Genomic DNA, 13,014 nt, shown 5'->3' with positions numbered 1-13,014 from the left:
ATTTCCAACTGAGGAGGTACTCGTTTTTTGATAGTTAGAAGTAGTTTTTATCCGTCTATTTAGAGTTGATTACAAATGATCTTGAAAGAAATTATTGACTTGAATGTGGATATAAGATTTATTCACTGATTATAATGTTTAAATAGCGCTCCAAAGCAAAGAATTATCCTCATGAGTATAAATCTTCTAAATCAACGACTTCCAAACCATGTTCTGTCAAGCGATAGATGCTTGAACAGACCTCTTTTAAGAAACGCCTGTCATGCGAAACAGTGATGAGACCGCCTGGATAGGTTGCAAAGAGTTTCCTGATGTGGGGTTGAGAAGTGGGAGAAAAGTTTCGTGTGGGTTCATCCAGCAGGAGAAAGTTTGGTTTGCGCAGCACTAAATCCAAAAGCAGGAGTTTTCCCTGTTGCCCGCCAGATAAGGAGCGAATTTGATGCTGCATTTCTGGATAACTGAAATTGAGACTAGCTAAGTGGGATTGGATTTTCTGCAGTTCCTCTTTTTCCCCAATTTTGCTGAGATAGGCTATTGGTGATAAATCCAATTGCAGTTTTTTGTGGTAATCTTGTGGCATAAAACCAAGCGAAATCTCTCTTTTATCATTAAGAAGTTGCTGTAACTTGGCTAACAGAGTTGATTTCCCAATACCATTTGGGCCGATGATACCGATTTTTTCTTGGCCACGGACAGTTAGTTGTAGTCCCTGAGACAAAATTCGCTCGCCGATGGACAAATTTTCTTTTTCCAGTTGGATTAAGACTTTAGAAGCCGGTAATGGCTGTATATCTGAGAAGAAAAGTCTGATTTCTTCCTCTTCAAGTGGTTTTTGGGTCATGGACTGAGCTGCCTTTTCAATACGTTTTTCTTGAGAGAGAACAGTTTTCATTTTTTTAGCCAATAGGCGACCGGCAGTACTGTCTTTGGTAGCTCGAAGAGCAGTTTCCACATTTTGCTTGACTCGTCGATGTTTTTCCATTGTTTTGTCATAGGCTCTTTGGTCGTTAGCAGCTTGCTGACTTTGTCTGGCAAAATTAGCCTTTCTCTGCTCACTGTAGCGATCATAGTCCAAATGCTCTACTAGTGTTTCCGCTTCTTTCCGGTGCTTGACCAGTCGCAAGTGGACAATAGTATCAGCCGTTTCAGAAAGAAAGTCTTCATCATGGGAAATGAAAATAACAGTTTGTCTAATCTTTTGAATCTGATTTTTTAGCCAATCAACCGTCTCAAGGTCTAGGTCATTTGAAGGTTCATCTAAAAATAGAATTTCAAAGGGTTTGCCTAACTCATGGATGAGCTGAATTTTCAAAGCTTCGCCCCCTGATAGACTGCCAATTTCTTGCTCGCTTGCGAAACGATTGCTATCGAAATGCAATTCCTCAGCTAAACGATAAAGAATACTGTAGTCTAAATCAATAAAATCTAAAAAGAAGTAGTCATGTAGAGTTTTCTTTTTCAGCTCTTCGGGGAGTTTTTGAGGAATGTAGGCTATTGATTGATAATCAGATTGAATGTCTCCCCTGATAGTGAAATCAGGCAAAGCTTCCCCCATAAAAATTTTAAGTAAGGTTGATTTGCCATTTCCTTCTTCACCAATAATAGCTACCTTTTCCCCATCGTGGATGGTCATGTTTAGGTCAGATACAAGGTCTCGTAAATCTTTGTTTTGTGTGATGGTTAGATGATTGATGTTTATCATATTGTTGCCCTTTCTAGAATGTCAATAGTGCATAACAAAAAGCTCTACTTTACCTAGTAGAGCCAAAAGTCACTATTGAAAACTCTATTATCCCCGTTGAAAAGCTCGTCAAACTAGCTTAGGATTGCCTAATCCAACTCAAGAGGAGCAGATGGTTAGCTTTCTAGTTTGCTCTTTGATTTTCATTGAGTATAAAATGCCAGAAAAAGAGCATAAAAGAGTATACAAAAAGAGACAAAAACAAGATCTACTAAATAAAGTTTCTTTATTTGATAGACTTAGTTGTTCATGTCTCCCTTACCTCCGAGTATTAGTACCTTTATCCTATACCTTTAAGGAAATTTTGTCAACAGACAACTGGAAATTCCAAGTTCTAAAATCCGAGTGGTAAGCATTAGTAATGAACTCTTTGTCTTCCATGTGAGCATCCTCCTTACTACTCAGTATAGCGCTACAAAATAAAAACATCATAGTGAATATGTCAAAAAATTCGAATTTTAATTACAAAGTTTGCTGGGCTGATTTGTAGCCTTTTCATGGTATAATCAAGAGAGTAAATCTTTATGGAGGAAGTATGAAATTAAATATTCAAGAAATTCGTAAGCAGTCTGAAGGATTGCACTTTGAACAAACTTTAGACCTAGTCGCAGACCTGCGTGCACGTAATCAAGAAATTTTAGATGTGAAAGATATTCTTGCAGTTGGGAAAGTACAATACGAAGATCGTATGTATTTCTTAGATTATCAGTTATCTTACACCATTGTTCTTGCTTCAAGTCGCAGTATGGAGCCAGTTGAGCTAGTTGAATCTTATCCAGTCACAGAAGTTTTTATGGAAGGCGCAACCAACCAGCTAGATCAAGAAGTTCTAGATGATGACTTGGTCTTGCCTATCGAAAATGGAGAACTTGACCTTGCTGAGAGCGTATCAGACAATATCCTGCTCAATATCCCTATCAAGGTTTTGACGGCTGAAGAAGAGGCTGGACAAGGATTTGTGTCAGGAAATGACTGGCAAATCATGACAGAGGAAGAGTACCAAGCCCAACAAGCAGTTAAGAAAGAAGAAAACAGTCCTTTTGCTGGCTTACAAGGACTATTTGATGGAGACGAATAATGGTCTTGTCAAAAAAACGCGCACGAAAGGTGCTTGAAGAAATCATTGCTCTTTTCCCGGATGCCAAGCCTAGTCTTGACTTTACCAATCATTTTGAACTCCTGGTTGCGGTCATGTTGTCAGCCCAGACGACAGATGCAGCGGTAAATAAGGCAACGCCAGGTCTCTTTGCTGCCTTTCCAACGCCACAAGCTATGTCTGTGGCGACAGAGAATGAGATTGCTTCGCACATTTCTCGTCTGGGACTGTATCGGAATAAGGCTAAATTCCTTAAAAAATGTGCCCAACAGCTACTAGACGATTTTGACGGTCAAGTTCCTCAGACACGTGAAGAATTAGAAAGTCTAGCAGGTGTTGGTCGTAAGACGGCTAATGTTGTCATGAGTGTGGGCTTTGGAATTCCAGCCTTTGCAGTCGATACTCATGTGGAGCGTATTTGTAAGCACCACGATATCGTCAAAAAATCAGCGACACCGCTTGAGGTGGAAAAACGGGTTATGGATATCTTGCCACCGGAGCAGTGGTTAGCTGCCCATCAGGCCATGATTTATTTTGGAAGAGCCATCTGTCACCCTAAAAATCCGGAGTGTGACCAGTACCCACAATTATATGATTTTAGCAATTTATAAGATGGGTCTCAAAAGTTTTTGCTTGATTTTAGGCTTGCTTTGTGCTATAGTAATTGATAACTAAATATTCCTTTAAACCTGTCCCGTGAGGCAGGCAAGGAGCGCGATAAAGTAGAAGGGTGAAGTCTATACTGTTTGCGGTAGGGCTCGCTTGGCTATACATTTCAAGTCTCCTTGTTTAAGGAGACTTTTCTTTTTGGAGGTTTGTCATGAAGACAAAAGAAGTTGTAGACGAATTGACCGTCAAACGAGCGATTACGCGTATTACTTATGAGATTATCGAACGTAACAAAGATTTGAATAAAATCGTCTTGGCTGGTATTAAAACTCGTGGTGTCTTTATCGCCCACCGAATCCAAGAACGTTTGGAGCAGCTAGAAAACCTTTCAGTTCCTGTTGTGGAATTGGATACCAAACCTTTCCGTGACGATGTTAAAAGTGGAGAAGATACTTCTTTGGTTTCTGTTGATGTGACAGACCGTGAAGTTATCTTGGTGGATGATGTACTTTATACAGGCCGTACCATCCGCGCCGCTATTGATAATATTGTAGGTCATGGCCGTCCTGCGCGCGTGAGTTTAGCAGTTCTAGTCGATCGTGGACATAGAGAATTGCCAATCCGTCCAGATTACGTTGGGAAAAATATCCCTACCAGTCGTTCTGAAGAAATCATCGTAGAGATGGCAGAACTTGATGGCCAAGACAGAGTTCTGATTACTGAAGAAGCTTAGAAAGCTAAAGGAGTAGCCATGTCAGAAAATCAACAAGCATTGAACCATGTGGTGTCCATGGAAGACCTCACTGTCGATCAAGTGATGAAATTGATCAAGCGAGGAATTGAGTTTAAAAATGGAACTCAGCTTCCTTATGAAGACCATCCGATTGTTTCCAATCTTTTCTTTGAGGATTCTACACGGACGCATAAGTCCTTTGAAGTGGCAGAGATTAAACTGGGGCTTGAACGACTTGACTTTGATGTGAAGACTAGTTCGGTCAATAAGGGTGAGACACTTTATGATACCATCCTGACTCTGTCTGCTTTAGGAGTGGATGTCTGTGTGATTCGTCACCCAGAGGTTGACTACTACAGAGAGTTAATTGCAAGTCCAACGATTACGACTTCCATTATCAATGGTGGAGATGGTTCGGGCCAACACCCTAGCCAGAGCTTGCTTGATTTGATGACCATTTATGAGGAATTTGGCCACTTTGAGGGGCTCAAGGTTGCGATTGCAGGTGACTTGGACCACTCACGTGTTGCCAAATCCAATATGCAGATTTTGAAACGCTTGGGAGCTGAACTTTACTTTGCTGGACCAGAGGAATGGAGAAGTCAAGAGTTTGCAGACTATGGGCAGTTTGTAACTATTGATGAAATTATTGATCAGGTGGATGTCATGATGTTTCTCCGTGTGCAACATGAACGCCATGATAGTGGAGCTGTCTTTTCAAAAGAAGACTACCATGCCCAACATGGCTTGACTCAAGAACGTTATGACCGTTTGAAAGAAACAGCAATCCTTATGCACCCAGCTCCAGTCAATCGTGATGTAGAAATCGCAGACCACTTGGTTGAAGCACCAAAATCACGGATTGTCCAACAAATGACCAATGGTGTCTTTGTTCGAATGGCAATCTTAGAATCCGTACTGGCGAGTAGAAACGCCAACTAAAACACAAGACGTTAAAAGACGCCAGTGAGCGTCCACGAGAGGTGAAAATATGACAAAAAGACTTCTAGTATTAGAAGATGGAACAATTTTCGAAGGCAAGGCCTTCGGAGCAGATATTGATGTAACTGGTGAAATTGTCTTTAATACAGGCATGACCGGCTACCAAGAATCCATTACAGACCAGTCTTATAATGGACAAATCTTGACCTTTACTTATCCTTTGGTCGGAAATTATGGAATTAACCGTGATGATTATGAATCCATTATTCCAACTTGTAAGGGAGTTGTTGTTTTCGAAGAAGCGCGTAGAGCAAGTAACTGGCGTAATCAAATGACCTTGGATGAATTTTTGAAAGCCAAGAAAATTCCTGGTATTTCAGGGATTGATACGCGTGCACTTACCAAGATTATCCGTAAGCATGGTACCATGCGTGCAACCTTGACCCATGTTGGGGACAGCATGGATCATGTGACGGACCAGCTCCAAGCAACGGTATTGCCGACAGACAATATTAAGCAGGTTTCTACTAAAACATCCTATCCAGCTCCAGGAGTTGGTTTGAGCGTAGTGCTAGTAGACTTTGGTCTTAAGCACTCAATTTTACGTGAACTTTCGAAGCGAAACTGTAATGTGACCGTGGTTCCATACACAACAACGGCAGAAGAAATTCTTCATCTTAATCCTGACGGAGTGATGTTGTCAAATGGGCCAGGTAACCCAGAAGACGTTCCACAGGCACTCGATATGATTCGCGGTGTGCAAGGAAAAATTCCAATCTTTGGTATTTGTATGGGACACCAACTCTTCGCTATGGCAAATGGTGCTAAGACCTACAAGATGAAATTTGGTCACCGTGGCTTTAACCATGCAGTACGTGAAATTGCCACAGGACGAGTAGACTTTACCAGCCAGAACCACGGTTATGCAGTTAGCCGTGAGGATTTGCCAGAGCACTTGATTATCACCCACGAAGAAATCAATGATAAGTCAGTGGAAGGTGTGCGCCACAGATATCAACCTGCTTTCTCTGTTCAATACCATCCAGATGCAGCCCCTGGTCCACACGACGCTAGCTACCTATTTGACGAGTTTATCGAGATGATGGAAGCATTTAAACAATCAAATTAATAACGAGTAAAAGCTTGTCGAAGAATTTATGTAACTGAACACGGACGGAAAGCTCGGAATTTAGAGAAACCAATTTGGATTGTCAATCCTTCCTTGGTTTCCTAAAATTCAATCGCTTTCTATTCGTCCTTTGTATCTTATTTAATGGCAACCTGAGAGTTGCCAAATAGAAAGGCAGGTCGTTTCTTTTAGTCGCTATCAGGCGAACTAAAAACTCCCTGCACTAGATTTTTTACCGAAAAGTATCGTTTCGCTAAAAAATCGTCGGAGAATTTATTTAATGGCAACCTGAGAGTTGCCGAATAGAAAGGAGAAGATACATTGTTCGCGGAAGTGAACACGCCCTAAGAACTGTGTGAAAAAGATAAACATCGTCTTGACGCTGAAGGCGTCTGCACCGAGTTTCCTATTTTCACTGTGTTCTTTACGGGCTTTGTATCATAAACTATGCCTAAACGTACTGATATTCAAAAAATTATGGTGATTGGTTCTGGTCCGATTATTATTGGTCAGGCTGCTGAGTTTGACTACGCTGGGACCCAGGCTTGCTTGTCGTTGAAAGAGGAAGGTTATGAGGTTGTCTTGGTTAACTCAAACCCTGCCACCATCATGACGGACAAGGAAATTGCTGATAAGGTTTATATTGAACCGATTACTCTTGAGTTTGTAACGCGTATTCTTCGTAAGGAGCGTCCAGATGCCTTGCTACCAACACTCGGTGGTCAGACAGGTCTCAACATGGCCATGGAATTGTCTAAAAATGGTATTCTCGATGAGCTTGGAGTGGAACTTCTGGGAACTAAATTATCTGCTATTGACCAAGCGGAGGATCGTGACCTCTTTAAACAATTGATGGAAGAACTCAACCAACCAATTCCAGAATCTGAAATTGTTAATACAGTAGAAGAAGCAGTTGCCTTTGCAGCAACAATTGGCTACCCAGTTATCGTTCGTCCAGCCTTTACACTTGGTGGTACTGGTGGTGGTATGTGTGCCAACGAGGAAGAATTGCGTGAAATCGCTGAAAATGGTTTGAAATTGTCACCTGTTACCCAATGTTTGATTGAACGTTCGATTGCAGGTTTCAAGGAAATCGAATACGAAGTGATGCGTGACTCAGCTGACAATGCTTTGGTTGTTTGTAACATGGAAAACTTTGACCCAGTTGGGATTCACACAGGGGATTCCATTGTATTTGCCCCTGCCCAAACCATGTCAGACTATGAAAACCAAATGCTTCGTGACGCAAGCTTGAGCATTATTCGTGCCCTCAAGATTGAAGGTGGATGTAATGTTCAGCTGGCTCTTGATCCACACAGTTTCAAGTATTATGTCATCGAAGTAAACCCTCGTGTATCACGTTCGTCAGCACTTGCTTCTAAGGCGACAGGTTACCCAATTGCTAAGTTGGCTGCTAAGATTGCAGTAGGTTTGACCTTGGATGAGGTTATTAACCCAGTTACAGGTTCAACCTATGCCATGTTTGAGCCTGCCCTTGACTACGTGGTTGCTAAGATTCCTCGTTTCCCATTTGACAAGTTTGAAAAAGGTGAGCGCCGTCTTGGTACCCAGATGAAGGCGACTGGAGAAGTCATGGCAATCGGTCGTAACATCGAGGAATCTCTCCTTAAGGCTTGTCGTTCCCTTGAAATTGGGGTTCATCACAATGAAATACCTGAACTTGCATCAGTTTCTGATGATGCCTTGATTGAAAAGGTTGTGAAAGCCCAAGACGATCGTCTCTTCTATGTATCAGAAGCTATTCGTCGTGGTTATACACCTGAAGAGATTGCAGAGCTTACAAAAATCGATATCTTTTATCTCGATAAACTCCTACATATCTTTGAAATTGAGCAGGAGTTGGGAGCTCATCCAGAAGATCTAGACGTTTTGAAAACGGCTAAACTAAATGGATTTTCAGACTGTAAGATTGCTGAACTATGGAAAACGACTGCTGATCACGTTCGCCAGCTTCGCTTGGAAAACAAGATTGTCCCAGTCTACAAGATGGTAGACACTTGTGCGGCAGAATTTGACTCTGAAACACCATACTTCTATTCAACCTATGGATGGGAAAATGAATCTATCAAGTCTGATAAGGAATCCGTCCTAGTTCTAGGTTCAGGTCCAATCCGTATCGGTCAAGGGGTTGAATTTGATTACGCAACCGTTCACTCTGTTAAGGCTATTCAGGCTGCTGGTTATGAAGCTATTATCATGAACTCAAACCCAGAGACCGTTTCTACAGACTTCTCTGTGTCTGACAAGCTCTACTTTGAGCCATTGACTTTCGAAGATGTTATGAATGTCATTGACCTTGAGCAACCAAAAGGAGTTATCGTTCAGTTTGGTGGTCAAACAGCCATCAACCTTGCGGAGCCATTGGCAAAAGCAGGTGTGACCATCCTTGGGACACAGGTTGCTGACCTAGACCGTGCCGAAGACCGTGACCTCTTTGAGCAAGCTCTTAAAGATTTGGATATTCCACAGCCACCAGGACAAACTGCTACCAATGAAGAAGAAGCAGTACTTGCAGCTCGCAAGATTGGTTTCCCAGTCCTCGTTCGCCCATCTTATGTCTTGGGTGGTCGTGCTATGGAAATCGTTGAAAACGAAGAAGACCTTCGTTCTTATATGCGTACTGCGGTTAAGGCAAGTCCAGACCACCCTGTTCTTGTTGACTCTTATATCGTCGGACAAGAGTGTGAAGTCGATGCCATTTCAGACGGAGAAAATGTCCTTATCCCAGGTATCATGGAGCATATCGAACGTGCCGGTGTCCACTCAGGTGACTCAATGGCCGTTTACCCACCACAAACCTTGTCGCAAAAGGTGCAAGAAACAATCGCAGACTATACTAAACGCCTAGCAATCGGTCTTAACTGCCTTGGAATGATGAACATCCAGTTTGTTATCAAGGATGAAAAAGTCTACGTTATTGAGGTCAATCCACGTGCCAGCCGTACGGTACCTTTCCTTTCAAAAGTAACTAATATTCCTATGGCTCAGGTAGCTACTAAGCTCATTCTTGGTCAAAACCTTGAAGAACTTGGCTACCAAGATGGACTTTACCCTGAAAGCACCCGCGTTCATATCAAGGCACCTGTCTTCTCCTTTACCAAACTAGCTAAGGTAGACAGCTTACTTGGTCCTGAAATGAAGTCAACAGGGGAAGTTATGGGTTCTGATACGACTTTGGAAAAAGCTCTCTATAAGGCCTTTGAAGCTTCTTACCTCCACTTGCCAACTTTTGGAAATGTTGTATTTACTATTGCTGATGATGCCAAAGAAGAAGCCTTGGACTTAGCTCGTCGTTTCCAAAATATTGGCTATGGAATTCTCGCGACAGAAGGGACAGCAGCCTTCTTTGCTAGTCATGGATTGCAAGCCCAACCTGTTGGTAAGATTGGTGATGACGATAAGGATATTCCAAGTTTTGTTCGCAAAGGAAGAATTCAAGCTATCATTAACACAGTAGGAACCAAACGAACTGCTGACGAAGATGGAGAGCAAATCCGCCGTTCAGCCATTGAACACGGGGTGCCCCTCTTCACAGCCCTAGATACAGCTAATGCCATGCTTAAGGTACTTGAAAGTCGTAGTTTTGTTACAGAAGCAATCTAGTTTAGAAAAGTTTTTCACAATTTAAAAGCCAGCGTCAGAAAACGCTGGCTTTTGCGATATTAGTGCAGGCTATTCAACTATCAGTTCTTCACTCAAGGATGATGATGAATTGTGATACGATAAGAATAAATTGAGAATGGCTTATGATGTTAATTGTTCCCCTTTTTTGTAATTCTAGTATATCAGAGTCAATATATATTTGTATGGTACTCCCTTTTGCAAAAATGGCTATTTCAGGTTAAAAAAACGACATTTTAGATTTTCTGTTCCAGAAAAAGCTATCGCTATGATATAATTATTTTATGATTATTACTATTCCTATAAAAAACCAAAAAGATATTGGTACACCATCTGATTCAGTCGTTGTTCTCGGCTATTTTGATGGTATACACAAGGGGCATCAAGAATTATTTCGCATTGCCAATAAGGCTGCGAGAAAAGATTTATTACCTATCGTCGTTATGACCTTTAATGAATCTCCAAAGATTGCTTTAGAGCCTTATCATCCTGATCTGTTTTTACATATTTTGAACCCTGCTGAACGTGAGAGGAAATTAAAGCGTGAAGGCGTAGAAGAATTATATCTCCTTGATTTTAGTAGTCAATTCGCTAGTCTCACGGCAGAAGAATTTTTTGCAACTTATATCAAGGCTATGAATGCCAAAATTATTGTTGCAGGTTTTGATTATACATTTGGTTCTGACCAAAAAACGGCAGAAGACTTAAAGGATTACTTTGATGGAGAAGTCATTATCGTTCCACCTGTAGAAGATGAGAAAGGAAAGATTAGTTCAACTCGTATCCGTCAAGCTATTTTAGATGGAAATGTAAAAGAAGCAGGAGAACTTTTGGGGGCACCGCTTCCATCAAGAGGTATGGTGGTTCATGGCAATGCTCGTGGTCGTACGATTGGTTATCCAACAGCTAATTTGGTGCTTTTAGATCGTACTTATATGCCAGCAGATGGCGTTTATGTCGTTGATGTTGAGATTCAAAGACAGAAGTATCGTGCTATGGCTAGTGTCGGGAAAAATGTGACCTTTGATGGAGAAGAAGCACGTTTTGAAGTCAATATTTTTGATTTTAATCAAGATATTTATGGGGAAACCGTCATGGTTTATTGGCTTGATCGCATTCGAGATATGAGCAAATTTGACTCAGTTGACCAATTAGTGGATCAGTTAAGGGCTGATGAAGAAGTAGCTCGGAATTGGTCTTAAGAGTTTGGGTAATTAAAAAAGAGGCTGTTTGTAACCCAAAAGATAGATGAATAAGTCTAACTTTTGAGGTCACTACACTACCTCTTTTTATTCTTTTTCAAAGGTGAATCCTTCTCCAAGGATTTCATGGGCTTCTGTAATGGTTATAAAGGCTTGAGGATCGATTCGATGAATCATTTCCTTCATTTTCACAATCTCATTTCTACCGACAATACAGTAGATAATCTTCAAATCTTTTTGACTATAGTAGCCTTGACCAGAAATAAAAGTAACGCCTCTTCCTAGATCATCATTAATCGCTTTAGCAAGTTGGTCAGGACGTTTTGTGATAATCATAAAGCCTTTACCAGCATAGCCACCTTCTCCAATCAAATCAATGACACGAGAAACGATAAAATCAAATAAGAGCGTGTAAGAAACCAATCTCAAGTCCTTGAAGATTAGGAGAATGAGCATGAGAATACAAAAATCTAAGATAAAGAGCAGTTTTCCCATTGATATATGAGTGTATTTATTGAGAATACGAGCTAGAATATCAGTACCACCAGTTGTACCTCCAGCATTAAATATAATTCCAAGACCGATTCCCAATAGAATTCCCGCTATAAGAGCTGTGATTAGTAAATCACCTTGAAGGTCAATATGAAGGGGAATACGCTCGAAAAAAGCCAACCAGGCAGACAAGGCTAAGGTTCCGAGCAAACTAGAATAGAGGGATTTTGCTCCAAATATTTTCCAAGCTAGGATGAAAAGGGGAATGTTAATCAGCAAGTTCATGAGCGAAACAGGGATTTTAAAAAGATAAAAGGTGATGAGGGTAATACCTGTCGCCCCTCCTTCAAAGAGATGACGGGGAACTACAAAATAAGTCAGTCCAAAAGCATAAATAGCAGCACCTAGTAAAATGGTTAAAATGGGGTAAATTTTTTTAATCATAGGACACCTCTTTTCTTATAAGTTGATTATATCAAATTTTTACGGAAAATTTGATTGACTCCATTAGGATTTTTAATCTTTTTTTGATATAATTAGAAGTAAGAAAACCAATCTGAATCCTAAAATAGAAAGATTGATACTATGACAAAAATTAAGATTGTAACCGATTCATCTGTTACTATTGAACCAGAACTAGTAAAACAATTAGATATTACAATTGTTCCATTATCTGTAATGATTGATAATGTTGTTTATTCTGATGCGGATTTGAAAGAGGAAGGTAAATTTCTTCAGTTGATGCAAGCAAGTAAGAATCTTCCTAAGACAAGTCAACCTCCTGTAGGTGTCTTTGCTGAAGTTTTTGAAGACCTATGCAAAGATGGTAGCCAGATTCTTGCTATTCATATGTCCCATGCTCTTTCGGGGACTGTAGAAGCAGCACGCCAAGGTGCCAGCCTATCTACTGCCGACGTGACAGTTATCGATAGTTCCTTTACTGACCAAGCCTTGAAATTCCAAGTTGTTGAGGCTGCGAAATTAGCACAAGAAAGCAAAGATATGGCGGAAATTTTATCTCACGTTGAAGAGGTAAAAAAACATACAGAGCTTTATATTGGTGTTTCTACTCTAGAAAATCTAGTAAAAGGTGGACGAATTGGCCGTGTAACTGGATTGTTGAGCTCACTTCTCAATATCCGTGTTGTCATGCAAATGAAAGACCATGAATTGCAGCCAATTGTTAAAGGTCGTGGAGCTAAAACCTTTAAAAAATGGTTAGATGAGTTGACAACATCTCTCTCTGAACGTTCTGTAGCAGAGATTGGAATTTCATATTCTGGTAATGCTGACTGGGCAAAAGAGATGAAAGAAAGTTTACAAGCCTATGTTGAAAAACCAATTTCTGTTTTAGAAACCGGTTCTATTATTCAGACTCATACAGGTGAGAATGCGTGGGCTATTTTGGTACGTTACCATTCCTAAAAA

General features: G+C 40.8%; 10 protein-coding genes. 8 read left to right on the top strand and 2 right to left on the bottom strand.

Annotated elements, in window-relative coordinates; all coding sequences use genetic code 11:
* Nucleotides 1–169: 169 nt before the first annotated feature.
* The gene (locus CYK18_RS03330) at nucleotides 170–1,702 is read right to left on the bottom strand and encodes an ATP-binding cassette domain-containing protein (RefSeq protein ID WP_101785046.1); all 1,533 of its coding nucleotides are present in this window, start codon (nucleotides 1,700–1,702) and stop codon (nucleotides 170–172) included.
* Nucleotides 1,703–2,276: 574 nt separating this feature from the next.
* Between CYK18_RS03330 and CYK18_RS03325 the strand changes: the two genes are divergently transcribed.
* The 7 genes from CYK18_RS03325 (at nucleotide 2,277) to CYK18_RS03295 (ending at nucleotide 11,094) form a co-directional block, all read left to right on the top strand.
* Complete coding sequence (locus CYK18_RS03325; RefSeq protein WP_064276866.1) at nucleotides 2,277–2,819, top strand: YceD family protein; 543 nt, start codon at nucleotides 2,277–2,279, stop codon at nucleotides 2,817–2,819.
* Nucleotides 2,819–3,448, top strand: a complete 630-nt coding sequence (nth, locus tag CYK18_RS03320; RefSeq protein WP_061714266.1) for an endonuclease III — start codon at nucleotides 2,819–2,821, stop codon at nucleotides 3,446–3,448. Before CYK18_RS03325 ends, nth begins: the two co-directional genes overlap by 1 nt.
* A 209-nt stretch (nucleotides 3,449–3,657) precedes the next feature.
* Nucleotides 3,658–4,179 (top strand): bifunctional pyr operon transcriptional regulator/uracil phosphoribosyltransferase PyrR, encoded by a 522-nt coding sequence (gene pyrR, locus CYK18_RS03315; RefSeq protein WP_000850023.1) that lies wholly within the window; start codon nucleotides 3,658–3,660, stop codon nucleotides 4,177–4,179.
* Nucleotides 4,180–4,197: 18 nt separating this feature from the next.
* Nucleotides 4,198–5,121 (top strand): aspartate carbamoyltransferase catalytic subunit, encoded by a 924-nt coding sequence (locus CYK18_RS03310; protein ID WP_101785044.1) that lies wholly within the window; start codon nucleotides 4,198–4,200, stop codon nucleotides 5,119–5,121.
* A gap of 49 nt (nucleotides 5,122–5,170) precedes the next feature.
* The gene (locus tag CYK18_RS03305) at nucleotides 5,171–6,250 is read left to right on the top strand and encodes a carbamoyl phosphate synthase small subunit (protein WP_000166837.1); all 1,080 of its coding nucleotides are present in this window, start codon (nucleotides 5,171–5,173) and stop codon (nucleotides 6,248–6,250) included.
* A 447-nt stretch (nucleotides 6,251–6,697) separates the two neighbouring features.
* Entirely contained in the window at nucleotides 6,698–9,874 is a 3,177-nt protein-coding gene (gene carB / locus CYK18_RS03300) for a carbamoyl-phosphate synthase large subunit (RefSeq protein ID WP_101785042.1), read from the top strand.
* Nucleotides 9,875–10,176: 302 nt separating this feature from the next.
* Entirely contained in the window at nucleotides 10,177–11,094 is a 918-nt protein-coding gene (locus tag CYK18_RS03295; protein WP_101782021.1) for a bifunctional riboflavin kinase/FAD synthetase, read from the top strand.
* Between the two features lie 87 nt (nucleotides 11,095–11,181).
* Here CYK18_RS03295 and CYK18_RS03290 read toward each other — a convergent pair whose 3' ends face one another.
* Complete coding sequence (locus CYK18_RS03290; protein ID WP_101782020.1) at nucleotides 11,182–12,030, bottom strand: YitT family protein; 849 nt, start codon at nucleotides 12,028–12,030, stop codon at nucleotides 11,182–11,184.
* A 141-nt stretch (nucleotides 12,031–12,171) separates the two neighbouring features.
* Here CYK18_RS03290 and CYK18_RS03285 point away from each other — a divergent pair, with 141 nt between their 5' ends.
* Entirely contained in the window at nucleotides 12,172–13,011 is an 840-nt protein-coding gene (locus CYK18_RS03285; RefSeq protein WP_101785040.1) for a DegV family protein, read from the top strand.
* The last annotated feature ends 3 nt before the right edge of the window (nucleotides 13,012–13,014 follow it).

The organism is Streptococcus mitis (assembly GCF_002860865.1).
Taxonomy (GTDB): domain Bacteria; phylum Bacillota; class Bacilli; order Lactobacillales; family Streptococcaceae; genus Streptococcus; species Streptococcus mitis_AT.
The sequence above is the reverse complement of the archived record's forward strand: the minus strand, read 5'-3'. Positions and strand labels throughout refer to the sequence as shown.

What these genes read in the sequence shown, in the direction of transcription:
- CYK18_RS03290 (WP_101782020.1), bottom strand. Translation starts at nt 12,030, where the DNA reads ATGATTAAAAAAATTTACCCCATTTTAACCATTTTACTAGGTGCTGCT.
- pyrR (WP_000850023.1), top strand. Translation starts at nt 3,658, where the DNA reads ATGAAGACAAAAGAAGTTGTAGACGAATTGACCGTCAAACGAGCGATT.
- CYK18_RS03325 (WP_064276866.1), top strand. Translation starts at nt 2,277, where the DNA reads ATGAAATTAAATATTCAAGAAATTCGTAAGCAGTCTGAAGGATTGCAC.
- nth (WP_061714266.1), top strand. Translation starts at nt 2,819, where the DNA reads ATGGTCTTGTCAAAAAAACGCGCACGAAAGGTGCTTGAAGAAATCATT.
- CYK18_RS03330 (WP_101785046.1), bottom strand. Translation starts at nt 1,702, where the DNA reads ATGATAAACATCAATCATCTAACCATCACACAAAACAAAGATTTACGA.
- CYK18_RS03305 (WP_000166837.1), top strand. Translation starts at nt 5,171, where the DNA reads ATGACAAAAAGACTTCTAGTATTAGAAGATGGAACAATTTTCGAAGGC.
- CYK18_RS03295 (WP_101782021.1), top strand. Translation starts at nt 10,177, where the DNA reads ATGATTATTACTATTCCTATAAAAAACCAAAAAGATATTGGTACACCA.
- carB (WP_101785042.1), top strand. Translation starts at nt 6,698, where the DNA reads ATGCCTAAACGTACTGATATTCAAAAAATTATGGTGATTGGTTCTGGT.
- CYK18_RS03285 (WP_101785040.1), top strand. Translation starts at nt 12,172, where the DNA reads ATGACAAAAATTAAGATTGTAACCGATTCATCTGTTACTATTGAACCA.
- CYK18_RS03310 (WP_101785044.1), top strand. Translation starts at nt 4,198, where the DNA reads ATGTCAGAAAATCAACAAGCATTGAACCATGTGGTGTCCATGGAAGAC.